Origin of the sequence: Bacillus cereus group sp. MYBK95-2 (assembly GCF_051915225.1) — a bacterium.
Taxonomy (GTDB): domain Bacteria; phylum Bacillota; class Bacilli; order Bacillales; family Bacillaceae_G; genus Bacillus_A; species Bacillus_A cereus.
This window is the reverse complement of record NZ_JBQAEH010000003.1, coordinates 82233-108430: the sequence shown is the minus strand read 5'-3', so window position 1 is coordinate 108430 and position 26198 is coordinate 82233. Positions and strand designations below refer to the sequence as shown.

Below are 26198 nucleotides of genomic sequence, written 5' to 3'. Positions count from 1 at the left end.
CTACACCCCTTTCTGTTCGGTAAGAATTTTTAAAGCGAAGTCTTCAACGAGTGGTGTTGTATGAAGAAGAGGTATTTCATCTTCTGTTGTTTTCTCCGGTCTCTTCATAATGATTTTTAACCTTACTTGCTTTGGAAGTTCTTTTAATTGAAGGTTTTGTTTGTAAAGAGCAAACGCATTTTCAATATCAGATTCGTTATCATTAACTGAAAGCACCTTTGCAGGGAACTTATCGTTTACTGGTTGCTGATGTTGTGGGGAGATTCTATGCCAGTCTATATCATCGAAAGAAACAAAGTATTGAATCCAATCATTGGATTCACTTACCTTCTCTTTGTATATAGCAGGAACTTTTTCATTTGCATATAGAAGTACTTTCTTAATACCATCTTCAAATAGAAATGGTTTGCTAATATATTCACTCGTGTCAGCGAATTCGAAACTCATAATGTCGATGTCTCGAACTCCTATAGCGTAACGCCAACCTTCAACAGCTTCTAATACCTTTTTAATCTCATAGTCGCTATTAATAGTATGGATGCCGTATTTTTCATCAACAATGTTACTAGGCACCTCCTGTTTGCGAATACGTGTAAATGAAGTAGAATCTTTTTTTCTTCTATAGAATGCTTCTTGTCCTAATAATTCTTTATAAGAATTTGGTTGTTCTAGTACGAATTCAATATATTTTGCTTCTCTTGATGGGAAGCTCCAAACACCTTGGCCAGAAAATTTTGTTTTAGCAAAGTTTTCACTACCATCGAATAAATCCTCAGCTCGATAGCTTTGAGGTGTTTTATTGATTTCTTGGTTTAATACAAATTGGTCTTTTTCGAAAAGACCTTGGTATTCAATACCGTCATTAGACGTTCGAATAGAATATACATTAACTGTACCTGGGCTACCTGCAGCATGATAAGGATTTAAATTAATCCAGTTGATTGTCTCGTTCTTAGGTAATTGAACAACAATCTTTACACGTAGTAAGTCACCATGTTCCTTTCCCTTTGCCCATTCAACGTCGTAATAGAATGATTGTTTCTTATAACTTTCTGGGATATTTACCATTTCATATTCAAATACAGTATCCGGATTTCCGTCGATTAATGCTTTTGGATCATCATTCTTAATTTGAGAAGAAACATACTGGTAATTTTCGAAATCTGAATCTGATTGAACTTTACGAGATAGAAAATAAGTTCCTGCAATTCCATTACCTTGAATAGCTCGAACTTTACTTCCTATGCTTCTATTTAAAGCATTTGTACGACGCAGTGTTAATACGCCTTCTTGTGTATGAATCATGCTTCTGTTCTCTACTGGAGTTAAAGCAGAATCCACATTATCGTAATTCGTAAACGATTCTTTTAAATAAACCGTGTTAGGGGTTGTTTCTTCAGTTAACATTTGAAGGTCTGATACGACCCCATTAATACTGCGCACGATAGATAAGATTCTATCTTTCTCACTCTGAGAATAATTAAAATAATCTACCAGGTATGTAGCAATGGTATTTAGTTCTGAGAATAAGATACCTAAGTCTTTCTCCATTTCCTTGTTGTTATCATAGTAATCCTCAAGAAAAGGTAGTTCTCCATACACAACTTTACGTGCCTGGAATAAAGGCTTACCCATACAAGATTGATACCTGTAAAAGATTTCATCTGCTAATTGAGATACTTCTTCTTTTGTAGCAGAACTACTTAATCGTATTTTCGCTTGCTCCAAAAGATATTCTCTTTGTTTCTCTAATATTTTAGATTCAATAACAGGGGCATTCATTCTTGCACCTCCCTACTTCATGACTTTAAATTTTAATTGGTAACTATCGACCATTGGCGTTACTACTAGTTCATCACCAACGTTTTTACGCAAAATAACTTTTAATCGAAAGTTTGTCACTAAGTAATCGTAGTGTACAACCACTGTAGCATTACCATGATTTGTTGCTTCATTATAATAAAGGTCCGATCGATTAAAGCTTTCTGTAAAAATAAGTTTATTCTTCTCTTGCTTATACTCAAATGTATTGTAAACAGAATCCGGAACAATGCTGTACTTATTTAAAAACACATCTTTGTTAGTTTTATAATCTGTAAGGTTTTTTGTTGTAAATTCATTTTTGCTTGAATAAGAGATTGGGAAGAACTCTTTTTGTGTCTTTCCCCCTTCTACTACAATTGAACCATTCGTTAAAAATACATCAATTGGTCTGTAATCACTTGTATTCGGATCATAACTCTCTTCACTGTTCACTTGTTTATAATCAACATATGGATACTTAGACAGCTTAATTGTATTGTTATAATCAGTTCCATTTGGGAAAGACTCCACTTTACGAACCCTTTTAGAAAATCGATCTCCTACCTTAACTGTCCAGGGGTCAAATAGGTTTGCGTTTGGTACATAATCAATAGTGTAAATTGAACTATTATCATGAGGCACAGCCAACTGAATAGCAGCTCCTCTTTCTGTAAAGTACCAGTCACTCCTATTCATTAAAATATTATTGCGGTATACTCTTGTATTATCTTCATCACTAATGTTTGCATGGAATCGAAGTCCCGCACTTGAGCCACGGAAGAATAGCTTTTCACACTTCACATTCCTTGTACCTTCAGGAAGGATTGAAACCCAATCATTAAGTGAAGGATTTTCTTCTAATGAGATGTAGTATTCAATAGAAGTGACTCGATCTGTTGCCATCCCATTTAGCTCATTAAACAGCGGATGGTCTTCAAAGGTAGATAATGAAACCTCTACAATATTCCCCTCTACTTCAATTGGTTTTGTAACAAAAATTCCAGCTTGTTCATACAGAGAATGATTTAATTGAATGTTCTTTATTCCATACTGGTAAACATATTCTGTTGAACTATTTGTACGATTACTTGAACCAATCCCTTCTACGATTGGAGGAAGCGGTCCAGGTGTTGTGCTACTTGTAGTACTTTGACTTTGTAGTAAAGTTGTTTTTGGTTTACTTGCACTTTCAAAACTGTTAACCATCTAAATCCTCCTTTCTATCGTTGTTGGCTATCTAAAGATTTTTTTGCTTGTTCAAAATCACTACGGTATAAATTCATAGGGTCCGATGAAATAGATGAGTGACTTACATTAATGTTTTGGTAACTATCTAAGATTTCTTGATGCAGCTGAATACCAGATTTAGAAGAGAATAATTGGTCTACATATTCTCCAACTGCAGACTCATAAATAGATTGGCTTCTTGTTGAAGCTTGATCCCATAGCTCTGCTTTCATTACTTCTTCTTCCTTCATTGTTTGGTCTAGTAATGTGTAAGACTCTTGCTTAATGATTAAATAGAATGTCTTTGCAAATACAGGAGAGAAATGGAGATAGATCGATTCATTTGTTTGAACTGCTCTTGAAAGAGGAATTTCGTAAGTAGTCGATTCTTCATTCTGGTCAACTTGATACATCAATGAAAGTAACTCGATTGGATACTCTGTAAAGAAATCAATGAACAAATGATTTACGGTTTTAGGCTTGTCTAACGTGATTTTCAGCTTGGCCATAACACCTTTTCCGCTGACCTTTTCTGTTTCATCTACTACATCTGTTTCTAACGCGGAGAAGAAATTATAAAACTCATTTACTTCTTTAAGGGCGATTTCCGTTAAATCAATATAGGTCAAACTAGTACCTGTAAAGTCTGTTTCAAAATCATACCCATATGAAACAATTTTCTTTCCCGCGAATTCCCAAGAATAAGGATAGTATTCGATTTTATAAAGTAATCGTTTTAATACTTCCGTTAATCTTGGTCCAGCTTCTACAATCGGGCGATCATCAAGTTCAGCATGTTCATAATCACTATTAGGAGCAACTAGATAGATACTAAAATGCTCTTGTCGATTGTATGGGTGCATAAATGTCATTTCCCATAGTCCTTCAAATTCAGATATGGATAATGAATAATGTTGTTCAATATAAATGGGAGTAGGCATTCTCTTTCCTCCTTTCTATAGTTTTTTTATTTCCGTATAAGCAGGTGCATTCGTTTTAACTGCTTGCGCCCAATACGTTTCAAGTGAATCATCTATTGCATGTTCCAATGGATGGTTTTTATCTGAAATGCTATTTGGTGCTTGATACATAACTTCAATCTTTGCAGTTGTCGCCCCATTTGAATTTTGCATTGTGTTCTCCACTTCTCTGATAGGTAGTGATAAATAGTGTTGATGAAAACTACGATTCAATGATGCGCTTTGTAAAGATTTACCGTCGCGGTCTAAGAATAAATGTGCATATTGATCATGATCTGTTTCCATGTACAAACTCTTTTCTTTTTCTTCAAAACCGTATGTCTTTACGACTAAACCATCTTCTCCTTTTGCTTTTAGGTTTAATTCCTCAACACGAGTAGAAAGTGAGTCCACTTCTCTTTTTACATCATCTAATGTTCCTCGAAGAATTCTGTCGTAATTCGCAATTACTTTCTCAATAATAAGATGTGAGTTATAAAGTCTCTTTAAATCCAAAGCTACATTCGAGTGAATTTGGTTAAAATGTTCGGCATCTACTTTTTCACCCGTTGTCGTAAGAGTCGTAACCTTTTCTTTTCTATTTGCAAGTTGTTGAATAAGTGCTTCGAACTCTTCTTTTGTTATGACTTTTACATCAAACAAATCCATATTTTCTTGTAATAGCTGCTCTACTTCTTTACGATCATAATTAGGTAGAACAGATAAATAATTATTCAAATATTCCATACCTACACCTCCTTATGTTGGATATAAACCCAAGGACCTGCCTGTTCACTATATCGATTTCGTATCCGAATAGCAGGACAAGCACTATCGATGGTTGTTTGTTGAATATAAATCCATTCTCCTTTTTCGTTTCTTATTCTCATAGGAGATTTACCTATCTCTAAAGCAGAAGCTAAGATTTCTTCAATTCTTCCATATTGCATTTCGCTGTAATGAAAATGTCCATATTGATTTGTCTTAGTGGTTCGTTTCATAACAGATTCCGCTTTCACTTGGAATGCATTTGCTTTTGGAGTTTCCTGTCTGGTCTCTTCTTGAATATAAACCCAAGGGGATTTTTCGTCTGTTGTAATAGAACGAATTCGGATTCGTACCTGTGTCATTCAGAAACACCTCCAAAATATAATAAGAGGGAGCTATTGCTCCCTCATGAACGTAACCATTCGTATATGACCAGTCAATATATAAGTTATTGTTATGCTACGACTTCAGCTTCTACTATTTCTTTTGTCGGAACCGCAGGTGGCGCAGGGGGTGCTGCATGTCGCATCATTTCTTCCTGAAGCTGCTGCTCTTCGATAGCTTTTTGTTTTAGAAGTGTTTTGTATTTAACATTTTCACTGATTAACGTAGTAATTGTTGCTTCATATTCTTTGATTAGTAGATTTACATCTAAATTTGTTGTATTCCCTTGTTGATTCATTTTGTCTTTCCTCCTATTGAATATTTGGAACATATTATTTTCTGAACAAATCATAAGGACTACTTATTAAAATATCAAGCTAGTTGTGTTGGTTTTTCGTCCCACTGAATAGCATTTACTTCTTCAATAGTTGTACATGCCTCTATTCGTGGCTGAAGTACATTTCTTAGTTTAGATATTTTCGCATCCTTTTCTTGGTACGCTACAAATGCAACACTCATAAACTGCTCTCTATTTAAAGTAACTCTATGGGGTGTATCACCTTTCCATGCAGTCCACTCAACTTCTGTCATAAGACCTTCATTAAATAATGCTAAACTACCAATGAAATTAGACTGTGCTTCTGTATCAAAAGAGAATGTATATGTCTCTGAACCAACAGAAGCATCAAAGTAGCCTAAGATATCTTTATTGCATGCATCATTTAGTTGATTAAATTTAACTGCCTTAACATCCTTTAAAACAACTTCCATATCTGCACCCTCAACCCACTCATTTAAAGTTTCATCAAATCGGGGTTTGTAATAACTTTCTTTCCAGCAAAACTTAATAATTCTTCTTCCTGCAGATAAAGCTTTTTCTATTTTGTCCTCTGACATTAAGTAGTGCTCAATCACATAACCTTCCTCATCTACTTCCCAACATGGTAATCCCATATCTATAGAGGTAAGTGGAAAATCATTAACAGGTTCTTCTATAATAGGCTCCCCTATAATTCCTACTTCACCTACGACTTCAATATTTTCTAAACTTCCCATAAACAACCCCCCTTTTATTGTCGAGCTAGAAACCTAACTCCATTTAGAGAACAGAACTCATGAGCGCCACCCTGCATTACAACAGTTCCATCTGCATTTATATCAAGACGGGAGTTACCATTAACACCATTAATAGCATTAAAGATAAGTGTTGTTTTTGGTCTAAATCCAGTAGGCAATTGAAATGCAGACCCAGTAGTACCGCTATTACCTCTTAACAATCCCTGTAACACAACAAATCCTGCAACGTCTTTTGTATAAGCAACCGGACCAAAGGCACCGTAATCCTGCCAACCATTCGTGAATGCTGTAACTTGTGTAAATGGCCTACTTGTTGCTTCCGTGTATCCACCACCATTCGCACCAGTCCAAACTATTAAAGGAATAGAACCATTTTTATCGCTCACACTCCAGGAAGCATCGGTTGAATGTGTAGCTGCATCTCTAACCTTGATGTTCCCAAATGAATCCATCATCATTCCTGATGCGTTTAAGAAGTAAATTCCTCTACCTCCAGCAACATTAAGGTTTCCATAGTTTGTTACGTTACCAGCACCGTCTACTTTCCACCTAACAACATCACCAGTTCCGTGAATTTCCAATCCATTATCTGCGCCAGCACCTGTTCCACCAGTACGAAGTCTTGCGATATTATTAAGGAAGTTTAATGAGATTGATGCTGCGGTATTACCAGGGTTAGTTGCAGCAAAACCACCTGTTGCAGCAACTTCACCGTTTGCTCTTACCGTAGCTCTTCTTGCACCATTTCGAGCGAACTGTAAATCCCCTGTAGCGTTTGAAAGATTATCTGGTGAAACTACAATTTTCCAATTGTTTGTAGGGTCTTTCCATTCTATCCCTTCTCCACCACCTGGATCAGTGATTGTAATATGGTTTACGTTTTCGATGTTCGTATTACCCATGTCAATTATTCCACCAACAATTAAGTTTCCAGTAATTTTTACATTACCACCAACATAAAGTTTTTCCGTAGTTCCTGCAAAACCATTAATACCTACCCCTCTTTGACGGATAGATAATGCAGGTGTAAATGTAGGAATAGTAACTTTTAGGGTAACATCATTTGAACCATTTAATATGTAACCTATTGAATCACGAACTACAACAGAAATTGTCGCAGTATACGAATCAGCAAGAGTTGTACTACTTGTTACTGTGTAAGACTCTGTTCCGGAAGTTATAGTTGAAGTTCCTTTTGTATATCCTGATGGCATTGTTGAGGTATTTGTAGCTCCTGCTAATGAAGTATTAGGAGTAATACTAACTTTGAAGGTTGCTTTACCAACTATACGAGATAGTTCACTTGAAGTAACACTTGGCTTTTTGTAGTAGTGAAGATCTACTTTTTGGGTTTTTGCAGAAAGTTTCGATGCGTTACCTATTGTTTTAGCTTCTATAAAGAAGGAAACATTTTTCTTACTAGTTAATAAACCGACTTCAGTGTGGTTGAGAGTTGCTGTAGTTGCGGCAGTAACAATACCTGTATTTTTAAGAACCCATAATGCTTCTCCTTCTTCCATTATTATGTCATAGCTACAATTTCGGCCAAGCATGTCCTTGATTGAGCCGGCAATCGAAAGTGAAAGTGGTTTATATTCAGGGAAGATATAGTTTACTGAATTTATTGAGTAGTAAGAAGTGGCTGCTATAGATACACTAGGAGTTCCATTTACAGGAGCGTCTATTCCTAAATTGAGTGGAATAGCTACTGTTTCAGTTCTCGATGAGCCTTTACCATTTGTAGCAGTTACCTGTAAATCAATGGTTCCTTTGTAGGGGTTTGTATCTGAATGGGCAGCCCCATTTAGTGCTGCGGCCTTTAGATTGTCTAGCGTCATATAAGTACCGCCCGTACCATTGTTTGCATTGATTGTAATGTTCCCTGGAGAAACACTAGTAGTTCCATTAATAGTTGTGTATTTACTTGATATCCCACTAATGGTGTAACTTATTGAAGAACCCAAATTGTCAGAAGCAGCTCCAAGTGTTACAACAAAAGTTCTTGTATTGTAAGTAACATTAGCACTAGAAGTTAATGACGGTGATTTTAATTCATTTTTATTTACTGTTGGAGAGTAAATAAACCCAGACATCATTTCGTCTGTTCCTACACGGTTCTTTGCCAGCACAGCATATCGAACCGAGTTTGCACCTGCTCCTGGAGCATCATTAATAGACGTACCACTTATAGCACTATTTACGATGGTCCAGTTTTGACCATTAATACTTCTTTGTAGCTCATAAACAAGATTTCCGTTTGCACCTGATGCGCTTGGCCAGCTAATATTAAAAGAGCCTGTCCCAAGATTTTCTCTATAATAAGAAGAAACCACTGTTGAACCATCCCTAATGGTAACAGAGCCACCTAATGAGGGAGTCGTAGCATAAACGGAAACAGGTACGGTTCCTGATTTACCTCCGACATAACCTGTTGTACTACTTGATGTTCCACCAAGTTGTGACGTTGCTGAGAATGTGTATGACAAGCTAGATGTTGCCGCTGATATTCCAGATACAGTTACGCTGATTGTGCTAAATTTAGCTCCTGCCCCTTTTGGGAATTTACCTAAAGCAGCAAAAGAAGCAGTAGTACCACCTATATTAATCTTGGGATAAACAAGTGCGTTAAAATAATCGTAAGTTTGGTTATCTAACCTAGCCCAACATGTAACGCTATATGTAACTGAATTTGCAGAACGACTTGTCTGTTCTGCATAAACTGTATAAAGCATGGTCGGGTATGAACCCGACGCCAATGCTGAAAATAACTCCATATGTTTTACTCCTCTCTTAATTTATTTATCTACTAAATGAATACATAGTCTATACCCTTATTGCCGGAATCTGTAGACTTTTTCATACGTAAGACGTTCGTAATCTCAATATCGTCCCTAGCAATAAAACTACCATCTACTCTAACCGATGTATCACCAGTTACGTTTTTAAATATGAAATCATCACCAGATGAACCATCTGATACAAATTCTAAAGCTGTCGTTCCCTTTAATGAGAAGCTTTTCATTCTGATTGTATTGTTTTTGTAATCAATTCCGAAATCGTTCGCTCCGAAATCGAGTTTTTGATTAGTGATATCTATCGTTAAGAAGTTACCGAAAGTCGTTTTTGTATTTAATTCTACTGCAGATTCTCCAAGAACAACTTTCTGAATCTTTGAATCATCAGTAAGGATGATTTTTGCATCACCTTTTATTAAATTACTATCTTGAATTGAGATATTTCCTACCACTACTTCACCAGAGAATGTTCCTGTGAAGTATCCTTTAGTCGCTTCTAAAGTACCATCTGAGAATACTTTGAATGGAGCAGTAGATTTATTGGGGCCTGCCCAGAACCTTAAATCTTTACCAGTTCCGCCAATACTACTTAATAATCCACCAGTAACAATAAAAGAATCTGTTGGTGCATTGTAGTACCCTAATTCAATATCTCCACGGAAAGTAGCAGCATTGAATTCAGCAGAACCATCGGCATCAATCTTCCAACCTTTTTTCTGTCTTTCATATCCAATAGATTGAGAGGTACCAGATGTAGATAGGTTACCATTTTTATCAATATGGAAGGTCTGTTGACCTGAATCATTGTATACTTGGACATCTCTAAAGTTGGCGTATTTTGCTTGAATTGTTCCTGTTTTAATGTAGTTACCGTCAATAACCGTAACTCCATTTGTGTCGTCTTTAGTAAATAGGTTCGACATGAAATTCTTTTCATCTGATAAAGGTCTGTAGTTCCCATCCATATCCAGATAAAGCGGCTTTGCAGGGTCATAACCCGGTTGGTCAGAGTTACTAATCTTGTTTCCTTTTGAATCAAGTGCCCATCCAGAAGCAAAATCAGAGAAGGTTACTTTACCTTTTAAGTTGATATTTTTACTTACTACATCAATAGCTCCTGGTGTGACAGACATAGAAGAAGCAATATCAAGTGCTTTAATGTCTCCATTTGGAGTTACTACTTTTCCTATTAATCCATCAGTATCTTCATTAGCAGGAGTCCAGCCTGTTATTTTGTCTCCCTCTTCTATTTTGATACCAGTAAACCAATAAGTTCCTAGCGTACCTCCAGCACTTTTACCGATTTCCACACGTGCATTACTAGATTTAGCAGCAAAAGTAAAGAATAGTTTAACCCATTGATTCTTACCAACATTTTCTGATTTCATTGTTACAGAAGGATAACCTGAACCGTCATATATTTGAAGAACAGGTTGTCCAGATGCTGATTTAGCATAACAGGAAACTGTATAAGTATTGCCAGTAACAACGGAAACGGTTTGATTCAGCCCTTGGTTGTTTGCTGTCGTTGTAAACTTAACTGCTTTATCAAAACCAGGCAAGTCAGTAATATCCTCGATTTGTCTTACAGAAGGAGATCCCCAGTTGTTCCAGTTTGTCGCATCTGCCGTAGCAAAACGAGAGTTTAATAAGATATTTCGCCCACCATCATTCTTTGATGGATCATACCCTGGAGCAAACATAGAACTACTATTAATAGAAACTTTACCGTTAACAGTGACTTCCCCTTCATCGGTAATTTCTAATGTAACAGTACCGCTATTGTTCGTTACTCTTAAGCGTCTTGCATCTACAGACTCTGCTTTTACAGAATTGGTTTTAAGTTTTCCTCCATCAATTACTGTTTCACCATTTTCGATAGTTGTGATTTCGTAAGCATCGATTTCTTGCTGAGTAGGCTCCCTGAAAACAAGTCGATCAAAGATAATGTTCTTAACTTTGTTTGTTGTTGAACCTGAATAGTTAGCAAGAAGGAAACCTTGCATAGTATTATATCCCGTTAAATTATCATGCGGCCTTTTCATTACTGCCCGAACTGTATACCATTTACCTAAAGTCGGATTCGGCTCTATATCTGAAAGATGAATCGTAGTTCGGTATGGATTCATCCCGCTCCAATCCAACAGTACACAAGCTCCAGTTATTGCACCACTTACCAACATGAAATCTAATTCGACAACATAATGCTGCCGGTTTGGTAGATTATTTATGAAGAAGCTTGGAAGTATAGTTGCACCTATTTGTGCAGTATCACTTCCAACATTAAACCTCATTGCACTTCCTGTTCTTGTTAGAGTTGTTTCTTTTGAAACTGTTGAACTGCTCCATGAACCAAGTCCAGCAGGAAATGATCCTGTCCAGTCGGAGAATGTTGGGTTATTTACTACGTAACCTTGCTTTAATGCATTGTTTGCATTATTCGCAGCATCGTCCCATTTCCCTTTGTTATCTGTAACAGTGTAGTCTGCATCTCCCACATCAAACACGGTTGCATAAGCTAATTGCCAAACTACTGGCGCTTCTGGTGTAGCTGTAGCTCCACCTGCTAAAAAGAAGTGTCCTCCACTTGAAAAAGTCCCAGTAGTTCCACAAGTAACAAGACGAATATACTCTTCAAACTTACCTGTTCCTTTGTTCGATGTTAAGATTCTGTCCGTATATCCAGTTCCCATTGAATTAGTTGCTGTATTTAGGGTGTATCCTACTGGTATCTTAGCAATAATTCGTACTAAGAACTTCGCACCTGCTCTTGAGTTAATAAGTTGTTGGAATCCACCATGACTTGGAGCTGCTGCTCCTGTTGTTTTAATTTCTAATACAGAAGAAGAGGTTGTTGGTGCATCAACTGGTGCAGCGATTCTAGTCACTGTAACTGCTCCGCCAGCGCTATTATTGTTGTAGACTACAACATTATTCATACCGTTTTTGAATATCGGATCGGTATATATCATTCTTCCGGTTGAAATGGCTTGAGCTAACTCCCTATTTAAATCATTTGTAGTTTCTGCAATAGCTCTTTTTACTTTCTCTGCTTCATCGAAATACTTATTAAGCTGTGTTTTAAACAGATTCCTAGCAGCAGCTGAAGCAAATGCGTATGTGGTATTCATGTTAGCTAAAACTTCTGAGGCAATTTTCGGGGATACACTATCTAAGTTATTGTAAGCAGTTGTGTATGCTGCTGTAGAAACACTTGGGATTACTTGACCTTGCGGAAGTACTTGAGCGTATTCAGCTTTAATAGCTTCCCAATCTCGGCTTAAAGTTTGTTTTTCTAAAGGTGTGATTTTCATATCACTTGTCATTTCAGCAAGTACATTCTTAGCATCGTCTGCTTTCTTATCTGCATCTGCAATTACCTTGTCAATATCAGCCTGAGCCAAGCTCCAAGATGTTGCTACGTTTCCTTCTTCGATTTTTAATGAGTTAACACGAATCCATGCGTAACCATTAGTACCTGTTAATTCTCGTTTTGTGCTACCAGCAATTAAGATGTACGCGTTATCGTCGTCTCGATCGGCTGTGAACGTTAGTCTAACACTATAATAATTCGTTAAACTTCCATCAGCGATTGGTGCGAATTTAGGGAAGTCAGTTGTCTTGATATCACCTAAGCGACGATTACCACCTGCTACTGTATACATTAAGTACATGTAATCCAGTACATCACCTAATTCGCTTGTTGCTACATTCATAGAAAGTGTATATTCCCGTCCACTTTTAACTGCGAACTTTCTTCCGTCACTTGCCATACCAACTTTAGAACCTATTGGAACAGGCAATTGCGTAGTTCCGTTTCGTGTATCCATAAACAATGCTTTTCCTGTTGGTAATTGAGGTTGTGCATAATGACCAATAGACCCAATACTTCCCCAACGATTCCAACCTGAAGCATCTTTGAAGTCGGTTCCAGTCAGCATTTGGCTACCGCCGACTCTTATTCCAGTAATTAAATCGTTTATATCTTGAGTTGCTAAACTCCAATCTGTCGCTTTGTTCCCTCGTTCTAACTGAACTCCAGTTACAAAGCCAGCTGTAGCAGCATATTTACTATCTTGACCAAAATAAATACTAATAGAATTAGCTTTTGCAACAAAGGTATGAACTACTCTGAACCATGTATTAAGTTCCTTCGTTCCGTTTGTATATGACCACTTAACATCTGAGTTCCCTTCTTGTACCCTTGCCATTCCGTCTTTAGTTAATTTAAACCAAGCAGAAGCAGTGTATGTCTCACCAGTAGTTACTGCAACATTATCAAGCGCATAACCATAGTCTCCAGTGACTGTTGAATCAAATTGGAATCCAGTTGTAAAACCTGCTAAGTCAACAGGTACACCTACAGTTCTTGTCCCAGAAGAAGATCCCCAATCTCTCCATGAACCTTTTGTTTTAAATAAAGAGTTTGGAACAATGTTGTTTCCACCAACGGAGATGCTATCGATAATTGATTGAGTCTTTTCATCGACATCTTCAGGAGCAAATGTAAAATCAGTCACACTGTTTCCTAATTCACCTTTAACATTTCTCATTTGGAACGTTACAGGGCTTCCACTGTTATTAACAAGACCAAAATTAGAATTGTCATATAAATCGTTAGTTGCTGAATCTTTGTTTTTCCACATGAACCAGCACTTAGTCCATGTATTCGCCTTAATGTTTCGACCTGAGTTTTTTCTTAGTGCAACATCATCATTGTCATTTGGAGTGTTTGACGTACCAACAAAAAAGTTATTAGTGTCATTATTCCATGTAATATCAATTGGTGAATACACTTCGAAACTAAGAGTCAACCAACTTCCGATTGGAACAATAGTAGTGTCACCACTCACTTTTAGTCCTGCACCCCATGCACCACCTGCACCATTATTTGCAGTCAAAGTCCAAGTATTTGTGGCTTCATCGTATGAAGAACTTGCTGTATTAACAGGCACTACCTGTTTCTTTCTAACGATGTTTCGTCCACCGATCTTCAGATTGTCGATTTTGTCATTAGCATTATTTGCTGACTTATTAATCGCATCATTAATCGCTTTTTTGATTTTTTCAGATTCATTGAAATAAGCACTTATCTTTGTTCTAAATGCATCTCTCGCAGATGCGGAAGCGAATGTATAAGTGGTTGTCATAGTAGCTAATACTTCGGCTGCTATTTTCGGAGTAACGCCATCTAGGTTTGTATAAGATGTCGTATAAGTAGAAGTTGTAACACCAAGAGCAGTTGCTTGTGCTAAAACTTGTGCGTATTCTGCTTTAATGGCTTCCCATTCTCTACTTATTGTTGTTTTCTCTGACGGAGTAACCTTTAAGTCATTTGTTAGATCATCAATACCTGCTTTACCAGCTGCAGCATTATCTTTGATTGTGCTTGCATCTGTTCCGGCTATTTTAGAATCAGAACTAATAACTAATCCGTTTGCATAGATTTTACCGTCTAGGTTTGTATAGAACATCTTGTTCCATGTACCTGCATGGTTCTTCTCAATAGAAATACCTTCAGTTGCATTCAGGATTGTTCTAAAAAGACCATCACCTCTTAAAACGACAATACCTTTATCAGTATTGATAGTAACACCGTTGTAGTCTTCTCCTGGTCTAATACTATTTGCTAGATATGTAGATGTTGCAACTGCTAATCTTGAAAGCTTTTCATAATAAGCATCCCATTTAGCTGTCCATGTAACAGGATCAATTGTTGTATCCCCTGTTAACCAAGGTCTCGGAGTTAATGACTCTAAATATGTTTTTAAATCAATGTAGGCTGTTTCAAAAGCTGTATAATCCGCATGAGTTATTGGAATACCTGAAGCTCTAGCTTCTGCTCTTGCTAAATAAACTTGTCCACCCTTTGCCTTATCAATCGTTTCAAGAGTAGGAAGAGTTTGTCCAGAAAGAACATCACCTGTGATTTCCATTAGAATTAATTTAATATTTGCTTTTTCGCCTGAAGAAATGATACCGTCACTTCCTGCTTTATCAGCAAAATCTTTTAGTTTTTCTACGTCTTGATAAAATGATGGATCTAATGAGGAAATAGATAATGATTGTTCAACCCAATTAGTCCCGTCCCAACTACTTAATGTATTAGGATCTTTAGTTGTGTCAATCCAAAGTGCTCCTAATGAAGGGTCAGCGGGCGGTACATCTGATACAATCGCATCGTTAATATCAACAAGTGATATGTGCCCAGTTGCTAATACTTCCATATTCTTCCCTTCTTTCTGTTTTATGTTTTATTAAAAAAAGTAATAGACTACTTTGTTTTACCCAATCAAAGTAATCTATTACATTATGGAATCGCAACACCTAATTATTAATAATCTCACATAGAAATGTTGCTCTTTGTTTTAAATCCTGTCTGGTAATTGGCACTTCTTTTAATCCTGCATGTGCTTGATTCCAAGGAATATCCTCATTACCATCTTTATCTACTCTTCTCCATAGAAACTGATTGTTTTGTAATTGGCTTGTTACGTCAGTAGAACCTTTGTACACCTGAGCCTTTAATGTCGTTGAAACAACACCTTGTTTAAAGAACATTCCATTTGTACTTATTATTTCTACACGATAAGGAGTTCGTTTTTCTATTTCTTGAAGAAGCTCACCGGGGCTATAACCTGGTTCAAACTGTGTACCTGGTCCAATCTGAACCATACCAGCTTTGATCCTTCCAGTAGTTATCTGTTCCGCATGTAATTCTCCTGTATAGAAACCATCTTCAGTCATAAATGAACCGTCACCAGTCCACTCAGTTACGATGTTTCCTTTTTGGAGCATTGGTCTACAGAAATAAGAATCTCCGTTTTTAGGATGATAGATTCGTAAACGAACTCTTGTCGTTCCTGCAGGAGCAGTTTCTGTAACACTAATACGTTGCCATATATCATTTCCTGTTAATATAGATGTGGTGATTTTTGATGTGATACGAGCTGAGTCGTTGTGGTATTCGACTTCCACTCTAGGATGTCCACCATCATAAGCGGAGAGGTTTTTTGTGAGGACATATACAGAAGCAGAGTAGTTTTCTCCTACACTTGCGGGAATAAACTTAGAATATGCACTTGAATTTTGCAGAGGTTTTCCAGTGGTAAATAAGTGAAGACTATTTGTAGTATTTAAACGAACAATTTCACTTACTTCATAAGTGCTAAAGTTTGAATCAAGAATCCAATCTATTGTCCCTCTTCTAAATGTTGCATTGGATACTAAGTTTCTACTCGTCATCTGAATAGAACCAGCAGTTACTTTGTTGGCACTTAACGTTTTGATGTGAGCATCTGTGATACTAGCTTGTGCGATTTCAGCTTCACCAATAGCACCTTTCTCAATAACTCCACTACCTGCAACAATAGAGTTTGCTTGTAAGTGATTAGCATTAACAGATTTCGCTGCTAACTCTCTTGCAGTAATAGATTCCGCTACCAACTTATCAGCGGTTACTGTATTGGCTGCAATATGCTTTTTACCATCAACTGCTCCTTTTTGGATTTTCGGATTCGTAATGGCCCCGTCTGTAATACCTTCTGAGTAAACACCCTTTTCATCGTACAGAACAGTTACTCCATCAGCACCACGAACACGTAACCCATAAAGGGATCCATCAGCATTAACATCACCAATAGATACACGCTCAACAGGTGTTTCTTGATTATCAAAAACTTGTAATCTATTACCTGTAATTCTTAAATGACCATTTGTTCCTTGTAGGGTAACTTGCCCAGTATCAATAGTACCTGCAACAATCTTATTAGCTACTAAGCTAACAATCTTTGCATCTGTGATACTACCGTCAGCAATTTGAGCAGAGTCAACTGTACCTTCACCAATAATCGCTCCATCAATAAAAGCATGTTTGATACTTGCGTTAATTGCTTCAATTACAGAAGCTTGTAATCTATCGAAGTCCGCACTACCTGCTGAGATTTCTAAAGCTTCGATTAATCCGGCTGAAATGTTTTCAGCTTTTAAGGCACCAATTTGAGCAGCATCGATTTTTGCTTGTCCTGCATAAAGGTTAATAGCCTCAACAACCATACCTTTAATATGACTTGCAGTTAAGGTACCAATCTTTGCAGAGTCAATTACCGCAGTTTCAATAGACGCGTTAATTGCTTCAATTACAGCTGCCTTAATATGGTCTGCATCAAGTTGGCCAATCTTTGCTGAATCAATTACGGCCTCTCCTGCATATAAGTTAACAGCTTTAATCACGGCCGCTTGAATGTTCTCGGCTTTTAACTCCCCGATAACCGCATTGTCAATTAGTGCAGACTCTGAAGATATGTTCTTTGCATAAATATTGATTGCATCAATAACATTTGCTGCAATGTGCTCTGCAGATAACTCACCAATAACAGCTGTATTGATTTTAGCTGTACCAATATAAGCATTAATTGCTTCAATGATATTGGTCTTGATTGCTTCAATGTTCAGTACCCCTGATTTAATAGATCCTGCGTCAATGTAGTCAATAACGCCACCATGTAAAAAGTCGTTTCCTGCTATTGCATCATAACCACCAGGACCATTCTTAGATACAGCAGCAGGTGAGTTGTTGATTGCCCTAATAACAGTATCCTTGATTGAATCCGGAGTTGCACCACTTCCAGTTAATCCAGCAATTTTCGAATAGTGAATTAGATGATTATTGTCATTAATTGCATCAACAAGAGTTTCAATACCTTCAGAACCATAAATGGCACTTGCGAAATCAATTGCACTACCAGGGATTTGTTTATCTTGCCATGTGTAGATTGAAGGATTTAACCCTACCCCTTTTATGTAGCATTCGTTTTTTACTTTATCGAATACAAGACTTCCTTTAGAGAAAGAACGTGATGTAGCAGTTGCTTCTTCTACGTAGACTGGATTCTGCGCTTTCCATTTCCCTAACTCAAATCCATGAAGATATCTTTCTACCTTTTCATTTAAAGCATATCGACTCTGAGGAACGAGACTGTATCCATCTAAGTTGTACAGTGTAGATAACATTTTCCCGTATAGATAAAGCTTGTTGTTATCGTTACTTGCATCTGCTGTATCTTCAACGAAAATCTGAATTCCTCTTTCTTTTTGAGCTTTGTTTAAATTGAAAACAACGGAAGGAATTACCGTGGAATTATTTTTAGCACCATTTAAAACAAAAACATCCTGCGCCAGATAGATGTCGTCTTTTAATGTTTTAAGGTCTACTTGTTGAGGGTTGTTTTTATGAGGCTTATTAAATAATGTGGTTTCTATTTCACCAGTGATAACTGCTGCCATTCCTCTTTCATGAATATATTGAAGAATTTGGTTTTGTTGCGATCTGTTCCATCCGCTTTCAAATCCAAAACTAGATAGTAACACTCCATGAAAACCTTTAGATTCGAACCATGTTATAGCAGCCTCAATGTTATTTAAAACAACATTAGGAGAGTTGATAATACCATATAGCAGCGTTCCACTCTTCTTAATTTCATCTACAAAGAAATTAAAGTTAGTAGATTCTTCTTTATTAATCATGACATGGGGAATGTAACTAAAGGCATTGATTCGTTTTTCGATAGAATCATACGTGTTAATAGATGCACCTCTATAACCAACGAATAACGGGCTACCAAAATCAGATATGGTTGCCTTATCTACTTTTTTATTAAGCTCATTTGAAACTGTGCTTCCTAGTTCCTTAAAGTTAATGACACGTTCTATTCGTTCAATAGATTCCTGAAGTTCATTAACATCTTCAGACATGACGTAATCTCCATTGGGATCCCCGTCATACTGTGCATCCTTCTTACGGACAAACTCAGAATAAGGCACAGGGAAAATTAATTCCTTTTTCATACATTCACCTACTTTGTCTTTAGTATGTTTCTTTTATAACCATTACAAATTACTTTTGCCATAAAAACGGGACGGAATTATCCGCCCCATTAATTAATAATTACTTCCTATTTTCGGTTGCTTTTCTATAATTCCATTTCGCCCATCACACTTCACCCATTTGCGTAAGTTTTGATCATAGATTTCAACTTCGAAATGGGTAAGATTTGGATCATCAACATAACTCCACTGTACGTGGGTTGTATTAGTATCCTTGTCGTAATACTGGAATACTCCTAATGGATAATTCAAACCAATCACTCCCATTCAATAATGCAGTGCGTTCCAAAAGCAACATACTTATCAATAACTTCTTTTGCATATTCTTCTGATAAGTTACCACCGTATTCGGTTAATATGGATTTAGGAAGGGTGACAATTAGGACGCCATTTCGGTAGAAGGCTTTTCCATCCCAATTACCAATGTCCCAATAACGCTGTCTTCCTTGCACTCTCTCATCAATTATCTTAGTTGATAGCGATTCAGAAATGCCACCACCACGAGTACGTGCATCCATAACAACTACATCTTTAACACTCGTATGCTCTCTTACTTGGACTTTAGCAAGTAGAAGATACATAGGGTTTGACTGCTGGATGCTTCTCCACTCTTCCCCACTGAAACAGTGACGGATTGAGTTTCCGTTTTCAGAATCAGGAACAATGTAAATATGGATAAGCTTATTGAGAAGCTTTGAAGATGGAACTTTCTTGTACTCTACCTTTTGAACACCATTCACATAAGTAGTCATCGGAAGAGTTGAGTAATGTCCTACGGATGGGTTGAGGTCTAAATGAAGGAATGTTCGAAGTGTTTCACTATAGAAGCCCTTATATTCGTAGAAGTTATCAAAATAAGAATACTTAGCAAACAAATTATCTTTAAACGAAATGTTTTCCCTTAAGAAGAAGATTCCGTTTTGGATATCATAATCATTTGCTGTTAGCTCTTTGTTTTCGAAATAACCATAGTCTGCATAAACAGGCCCAACTGGTTCAAATTTAAAGACCACTTTCCCTTTTTCATAATCGATTCGATAATTTGTAGCAGGAATTGTATTAGCTGATGTTGCCTTACCTTTAGTAGTTTTTAGAACTGGCACTGGTTGGATTAACCAATTTTCTTTTGAACCATACATGATTACTTCTTTCGTAACCGGATCGATACGTTTATTTTCCAATAAGTCGTTAGACATTTTTGTATTTTTGTAGATTCGCTTATAAAGGCGGAAGTTACGATGTTCATAAGTAGCGTACACTTTACCAGTTATATTTCTACCTGGGAAGAAAACAGTACCCTCGTCATGATTAATCTCGAATGGATACTCTTCGAAAATCTCCACGATGTTTCCATTGTTTGCAGCATCTATAAAGATGTGAACCTTATCGTTACGAATCCAGTTTTTTTGTTTAGCTCGGAACAATGTTCCTGCAGAATTCGCTAAGCCCTCAACTAAAAGCTGTTCTTTTTCTACAGAGCCTTGGCTTACATACAGATTATTGTGAGGTACTTTTACTGTAGAAGGAGTAATGTACTCCATCTCGTTCTCTACTGTCATAATTCCGATAGAAGGATTAAAAATTTGAGAAGCGTATTCGTTGACTTGATACTTCTCTTTTTTCATAACTCGTTCTTTGTATTGATTCATTACAGCAAGATTATTACTAGCATGCATCTCTGACCACTCTTTATATCCAAGGTCATCCTTAATGAATTGTCCGTTATGAATTCTTAAATACCAGTTCTCTTTAGCATCCTTTGTTTGAGGAAGTTCACTATAGATACGACGGTCATCAATTAACTTCAATCCAAAGTTTCGCTTAGAAGCTCTTATTGTTTCAAATCCAGTTTCAGCATGAAGAACAAAACTTGGTTTGTCTGTTGCCCAAAAAATATCTTTATGGCCAATAACAAGATCTCCACTGTAGAACCATTCCATGCCTGTTTTACGGTCAAACAGTTTTAGGTTAACTAAATTGTTTTCCTCTAAGTTTTCTGAACCAAGTGAAATCTTGTAGAAAATTTTGTTCTTGTCATACCACTCTTTTCCACTTGGCACTGGAGGAAGCAGCGTATGTAAGTAGCCTAGATTCTTTAATCCTTCTGTTTTACGAATTGATTTAGAATAAGCAACTGGTGGTCCATACATTCGCTCATAACGACCAAACTCTAGTCCTGTTCCTGGGTCTACTCCGAAGGAAATCCACTGATGAATAAATGGCATAATCGTATATGTGAATGGAATTTCCGGTGTAGCTCTAGTGATGTCTGCATTTTCAAAGCCTTCTGCTTCAATATCAATCGTTGTAGCATTCGGTTTAATACTAAATGCATAGAGAGTTTTCTCTCCTTCATTCTGTGCAACACCTCTAACTGCTCCGATTGTATCTAATGTAACATCATCAAAGCTTGCTTTACCAAAACCATTTCCATCTACAAAGCCTAAACGAATCTTAATTTTTTGGGGTTTATCGATGTGGAAATTCGTTTCTAACTTAACCCAATCTTTTTTCCCTGTAATAGAAATAGAAGAAGAAATTTTTTCACCCTGTAAGTTATAAATACCGATTTTCACACCATCTGTTGTAATCCCTCGTACTTGATCAATTTTTGCCCATGCATTCACCTTGTAATCATCAATAGATAAATAGATATCTTCACTTTCCCAAAAGACATGAGCTCCTGTTGTTCCGTTTGATGAGTCTAAGGATACCTGACGAACACCGAATAGGCTTTTTGTGGAATCATGTGTGAATGTAACTGTTTGACCAGCTAACTTCTTTGTATTCCATGAAGGGATTGCATTTACTGTATCAGTTGTCCAAGAAGTAATAGGCTGTCCACCTGAATCTACTTGACCACTTTCAAATCCACTGTTGTTAATTGGAATTGATTTATCACCATCTATAGCATGTTCATACACTCCTGTAGCATTATAGAACCAAGGTTTGCAGTAGATTTTCACGTATTCTTTACAGTTCTTATAAAGAATTTTTTTTGCGACAATTTGATTTACATTGTAATCACTTCTGTCATTAATATAAACATCCGTATTGTTCACTTTGTATTCCTGAGCAAATAAATTATCTCGGTGATATACGAAGTCATTTCTCCAAGGAGTAAACACCCATTGTTCTTCTGAATGATAAAGGATCGAGTTTAAAACAAGGTTTACACTTTCTTTTTGGTTGTGGTAAAATGCTCTGAATATTCCACAGTTAGAAACAAGAACAGTACCTTTATCAAACAGTGTTTTCTTAATAATTGAAGGGCCACCATTTAAGTGTTTTACAATTGTATCCCACTGGTTACTTTCCTCATCTTGTCCAAATAGGATAGCCGGAGAAATGTCCGCATAGCCTAAATCTCCAACGTTTTGAATTGGTAGCAAGCGACTAATGTATGGAGAGTCTTTTTTAATTTCCTTAACTCCAAATTCATTACTACTTGACGAAAACCCGATATCAGAAATAAATGTATTCCCTTTGCTCGTTTTGAAATCAAGAATATTAATTCCACTACCAGCATTATCTATCCAAATCGTACCTCCATTTTTTAAGTAATGCTCAAACTTGTCTTTAAACATAGATAAGTCGGCTTTACCGTAACCAGTTATAACGAGTAAATCATAATCCTCATAATGGTGATCTGGCATATCAAGGTTAACTGCCCAATATCGAACATCTTTTTTCAAAAGATCTACTTCTGTTGGATGCGGATTTTGTAATTCTATATATTTTGGAAGCGACAGGTGCTCATTGATTGTTTTACCAATAGAAGATAAATTTTCAACATTAACTACCGATTGAACAAAACTAAATCCAATGTTCATCTTACCTGGGTTTGTTTCACTTAATTTGGTTTTCAATTTTGCTTCGACGCGATGTTTAAATAGTTGAGGTGTTCGAGTTTGATAGTTTGCAATCATAACATCAGATGTTGCATAGAAAGAAAAATCATTCCCCTTCTCCTCAATTGCATAGACTTTCAAATGTTTGTATTTATCCGGATTTGATTCTATTTCAGAAACAGTATCTTTAAATTTGTCCATTGTTACTTGTTCGAAGAATGGATATGCGTTTAGGACTTCCTCCTTTAATTCGCTCTCTTTACTGTCATTTTTGTAATTAGGATAGATTACTTTGTATGTAACATCTTTGTTGTTACGGAAATTTGTAAATACAACAATACGGTATACAAAGTTGTCTTCACGAATTAATTGAACCTTAAACACATCACCGTCCTGTAAAGGTCCACTGTTTGCTTCTATGCGTATACTATTACCTATATAAATTAAGTCATTTCTTTTGTCTATCACAACTTCTTCTAAGGGGATAGCCTCTTGTTCGGTCTCAGAAGAGAAGCCGCCTAGATAAGGAATAACTTGAGCAGTTCTTGCATCGAAACGTCCTTTCAACTCCATTTGATAGAATACCGGTTTTGGAGTATCTTGACGATTTTTACGAATAGTAAATTCATCCGTTACATAGACTGCATCAGTAGGAAAAATAGCTTGCCCGGATTCAGTTTCTAATAAGAAATTGTGATTTGGATAAACCATGTAATCTCTTTCTATGAAATTAGATAATCCGTTTTCTTGAATTTGAGAAGAAACATCCTCTAATAAGATGTTCTCCTCGGGTGATACAGATTTTGATTGTACATATGCAAGGTTTGCACTATTCTTAGGAACCTTATTACCAATACGAATAGCGTACCCTCGGTTTCTTTGACCACTGCGAACGAGATCTTTATGAGGTTGCATCTGCATGGTTTGTATCCTCCCATTCTTTTAACTTGTTTAAGATAACAATCAATTCATTATCTTTCTGATTCGTTTCTAGGACTAAAATCTCGTCCATTGTAACGCGACCGTCTTGGTTAAAATCTAAAATAGCGAAAAGCTCCTCATCTTCATATTTCTCTACTCCCTCATACATAAGGAGGTAGTTAATGATTTTTGTTTTTGTAGTTAATAAGTTCTTTTCATCTTGAGTTAATTGAACTTTATCTGGCTTTGAAACAGGACTCAACAGCATCTTGTAGCAAACACCGATATTGTTATCTTTGTCTATAATCCAAATATAATCCTCTATAATCTCACCTGTACGCTTCGCTTGGATATATGGAGCATGGTATTGATATAGATACTGTCCCGAACGTTTTTGTGCCTCAACTGCATCCCTTGAGATATGTCTAGAAATAAATCCTTTAGAAGCAATAATTTCTAAATTAGAGTGAGATAAAAAGTTTCCTTCATAATCAAGCGGTTCAATAATAAGTGTTGAGAAACTTGCTCCATCTGCATGTAATCGATCTGGTGTAGCTGTGATTCTAAAGCTATCTGTCTTATTTATTGTGTTCGTAATATATAAGAACCCTTCATGATTTTGATTTTGAATTGGATTCATATCAATCATTGTTGCTAGTTTCCTCGGTTCACCATAACGGTTTCCTTCTTGATACACAATTCTTTTCCCACCATCGTGTTTAGCGAAATCAATTCGATAACCATCAACAGCTTTGATATTGTAATCAACTGTGTAGGTATCGTTTACTTGATACGTTGCATAGAGGGTTTTGTTTTTTAATACTGCCTTTCTATTTGTGTGGAAAGAGAAATAAAACCTCTTACCATCTATTCTGTAAGGCTCACCTATTTTTTCTCCATCCTCTGTATGGATAGCAATATCTCTAAATTTCTCATCAAGGTTATTGTAAGCAACCTCAACGTAATCACTTTTGCCGTCATACTTGAATGGTTCTTGATTCCACGTTTGATATGCTCCTGTTTCATGATTAAAGAATGAAACTTTTTGCAACGTGTCTCCATTTTCTTTTTGAACCAGGATCGGTGAATGATCAATTGGCGCTACAGGGATTTCAGACCAAGTAACATTCTGGCCACTAATTCCTCCATCAAATAAAGATTGCATAACTGCAAAAGGTAGCTGCGTTTTAATATTAGAAGCATCTGGTAATTTGTTATTGAACAGTGCCCACTCTTCTAAGATAACTTCTTCCTGAATAGGTGTTTCTTCATTTGCAAAAATCAATTCTTGAGGAGTTGTAAGTAAAAGCCCTGTATTTAAAGCTTTCGCATTTTCACCATTAATAGTTAACTCAATACCTTCATCATTCCAACTACAAAGGAATTCATATGACGTACTTCTTCCGAGTGTTTTAGGGATAGTAATTGAACTTGCACCAACAGTATAGGATAAATTAGTTCCACGCACTGCAAGAGATAGTTCATTTGTATCTGAGCGGAAAAGAGTTTGGTCTCTATCGATACGTTTTTTTGTAGTTAATTTTAAATAGATACTCCCTGCTTTTTTATCAAACAAGCTCTTTACTGGGAACTTTAATGATGACCCCTTACGAACTACTGAATCAATAATACTAGAATTCGGTATATACGGTGTAGAATCAACTCGGTCTTCTAATTGATGTTTTCCTACAATAAGAATTTCGTCTGTTTGGAATACTAAGGTAATTGTTTGCGGGGTTAATAAATTAAAAGATTGCGAGATATAAGACAAATCTCCTTGTGAGATGTCAATCTGTTTTAAAATTGTCTCCCCGGATTTAATTAAGCACTCACCATTTCCTTGAGCATTGAATGAAAGTGTATGGTCTTTTGCAAGTAAAGAAATAGATTGAGAGAACGTTGCTTTCTTAGTAGTAGAGCCTAAGAGCTTTATGTACTCGTGATCCCCTATTTTAATCGTCTTAACCTCTACTCCCCCACTTTCTGCATTACTTTTCCATGCAGTAGATTGGGGTTCTTGTATTTCACAAGAATAAAAGATTTCTCCTACTTCACCACATACACGAACTTGGCCATTTACAAATAAAGCAGATTCAAATTTAAATACCGTTTTATTGTTTAGGTCAACTGTAAAATGAGATCCATTAGAAGAGATTGTTAAAATGTTAGAATTCAAAATATTATCCTTTACATCTACGACTCCATAAATCTTCTCAGAATCTTTTACAATTCCGCCTATATGTAACTTGTTTTCTTTATCTAAAGAAGTAAATAAATAGTTTCCATCACTTAAATATTTAGGGATTAATGCTACCTTTTCCGTCGGCTTGGAAAACGAGAATATTACTTTACTATCTTCATAGAGTTCATTTGAAATAGAAACATACCCTGCACTTTGGAACGTAATCGCGTTTGGAATTGTAGCGTGTTTAATAATTGTTCCCGGATTAGTGAACATTTCTGCACCACCTTTTTATTGATTTCTTTTGACAATCTAACCTTTACTTCTTATTAATGTCCATAAGAAA

13 protein-coding genes are annotated in these 26198 nt (G+C 36.5%); all 13 read right to left on the bottom strand.

From position 1 onward, the window contains the following. The gene (locus ACTFN4_RS11930; RefSeq protein ID WP_439962336.1) at nt 1–1782 is read right to left on the bottom strand and encodes a hypothetical protein; all 1782 of its coding nucleotides are present in this window, start codon (nt 1780–1782) and stop codon (nt 1–3) included. A gap of 12 nt (nt 1783–1794) precedes the next feature. Beyond that, a complete protein-coding gene (locus ACTFN4_RS11925; RefSeq protein ID WP_136363569.1) occupies nt 1795–3009 on the bottom strand; it encodes a hypothetical protein in 1215 nt (404 codons plus the stop codon). 14 nt (nt 3010–3023) lie between these two features. Further along, complete coding sequence (locus ACTFN4_RS11920) at nt 3024–3971, bottom strand: hypothetical protein (protein WP_001142990.1); 948 nt, start codon at nt 3969–3971, stop codon at nt 3024–3026. A 15-nt stretch (nt 3972–3986) separates the two neighbouring features. Then, nucleotides 3987–4736 (bottom strand): hypothetical protein, encoded by a 750-nt coding sequence (locus tag ACTFN4_RS11915; RefSeq protein ID WP_000456148.1) that lies wholly within the window; start codon nt 4734–4736, stop codon nt 3987–3989. Nucleotides 4737–4738: 2 nt separating this feature from the next. After that, the gene (locus tag ACTFN4_RS11910; protein ID WP_439962335.1) at nt 4739–5119 is read right to left on the bottom strand and encodes a hypothetical protein; all 381 of its coding nucleotides are present in this window, start codon (nt 5117–5119) and stop codon (nt 4739–4741) included. A 92-nt stretch (nt 5120–5211) separates the two neighbouring features. After that, nucleotides 5212–5439: a hypothetical protein gene (locus tag ACTFN4_RS11905; RefSeq protein WP_001075732.1), complete on the bottom strand. Its 228-nt coding sequence runs from the start codon at nt 5437–5439 to the stop codon at nt 5212–5214. Between the two features lie 74 nt (nt 5440–5513). After that, nucleotides 5514–6197 carry a DUF4376 domain-containing protein gene (locus tag ACTFN4_RS11900; protein WP_000535028.1) on the bottom strand — a complete coding sequence of 228 codons (684 nt, stop codon included), beginning with the start codon at nt 6195–6197 and terminating at the stop codon, nt 5514–5516. A gap of 14 nt (nt 6198–6211) precedes the next feature. Then, complete coding sequence (locus ACTFN4_RS11895; protein ID WP_439962334.1) at nt 6212–8992, bottom strand: beta strand repeat-containing protein; 2781 nt, start codon at nt 8990–8992, stop codon at nt 6212–6214. A gap of 32 nt (nt 8993–9024) precedes the next feature. Continuing rightward, entirely contained in the window at nt 9025–15240 is a 6216-nt protein-coding gene (locus tag ACTFN4_RS11890; RefSeq protein ID WP_439962333.1) for a phage head spike fiber domain-containing protein, read from the bottom strand. Between the two features lie 100 nt (nt 15241–15340). Beyond that, on the bottom strand, nt 15341–18859 hold the full coding sequence (locus tag ACTFN4_RS11885) for a hypothetical protein (protein WP_025966516.1): 3519 nt from the start codon (nt 18857–18859) through the stop codon (nt 15341–15343). A 93-nt stretch (nt 18860–18952) separates the two neighbouring features. Continuing rightward, nucleotides 18953–19159 (bottom strand): hypothetical protein, encoded by a 207-nt coding sequence (locus ACTFN4_RS11880; RefSeq protein WP_225321831.1) that lies wholly within the window; start codon nt 19157–19159, stop codon nt 18953–18955. Then, a complete protein-coding gene (locus ACTFN4_RS11875) occupies nt 19156–23670 on the bottom strand; it encodes a hypothetical protein (RefSeq protein ID WP_086692461.1) in 4515 nt (1504 codons plus the stop codon). Before ACTFN4_RS11875 ends, ACTFN4_RS11880 begins: the two co-directional genes overlap by 4 nt. Further along, entirely contained in the window at nt 23651–26128 is a 2478-nt protein-coding gene (locus ACTFN4_RS11870; RefSeq protein WP_086692463.1) for a hypothetical protein, read from the bottom strand. The genes ACTFN4_RS11875 and ACTFN4_RS11870 overlap by 20 nt, the downstream gene beginning before the upstream one ends. Nucleotides 26129–26198 lie beyond the last annotated feature (70 nt).

What these genes read in the sequence shown, in the direction of transcription:
- ACTFN4_RS11930 (WP_439962336.1), bottom strand. Translation starts at nt 1,782, where the DNA reads ATGAATGCCCCTGTTATTGAATCTAAAATATTAGAGAAACAAAGAGAA.
- ACTFN4_RS11925 (WP_136363569.1), bottom strand. Translation starts at nt 3,009, where the DNA reads ATGGTTAACAGTTTTGAAAGTGCAAGTAAACCAAAAACAACTTTACTA.
- ACTFN4_RS11920 (WP_001142990.1), bottom strand. Translation starts at nt 3,971, where the DNA reads ATGCCTACTCCCATTTATATTGAACAACATTATTCATTATCCATATCT.
- ACTFN4_RS11915 (WP_000456148.1), bottom strand. Translation starts at nt 4,736, where the DNA reads ATGGAATATTTGAATAATTATTTATCTGTTCTACCTAATTATGATCGT.
- ACTFN4_RS11910 (WP_439962335.1), bottom strand. Translation starts at nt 5,119, where the DNA reads ATGACACAGGTACGAATCCGAATTCGTTCTATTACAACAGACGAAAAA.
- ACTFN4_RS11905 (WP_001075732.1), bottom strand. Translation starts at nt 5,439, where the DNA reads ATGAATCAACAAGGGAATACAACAAATTTAGATGTAAATCTACTAATC.
- ACTFN4_RS11900 (WP_000535028.1), bottom strand. Translation starts at nt 6,197, where the DNA reads ATGGGAAGTTTAGAAAATATTGAAGTCGTAGGTGAAGTAGGAATTATA.
- ACTFN4_RS11895 (WP_439962334.1), bottom strand. Translation starts at nt 8,992, where the DNA reads ATGGAGTTATTTTCAGCATTGGCGTCGGGTTCATACCCGACCATGCTT.
- ACTFN4_RS11890 (WP_439962333.1), bottom strand. Translation starts at nt 15,240, where the DNA reads ATGGAAGTATTAGCAACTGGGCACATATCACTTGTTGATATTAACGAT.
- ACTFN4_RS11885 (WP_025966516.1), bottom strand. Translation starts at nt 18,859, where the DNA reads ATGAAAAAGGAATTAATTTTCCCTGTGCCTTATTCTGAGTTTGTCCGT.
- ACTFN4_RS11875 (WP_086692461.1), bottom strand. Translation starts at nt 23,670, where the DNA reads ATGCAGATGCAACCTCATAAAGATCTCGTTCGCAGTGGTCAAAGAAAC.
- ACTFN4_RS11870 (WP_086692463.1), bottom strand. Translation starts at nt 26,128, where the DNA reads ATGTTCACTAATCCGGGAACAATTATTAAACACGCTACAATTCCAAAC.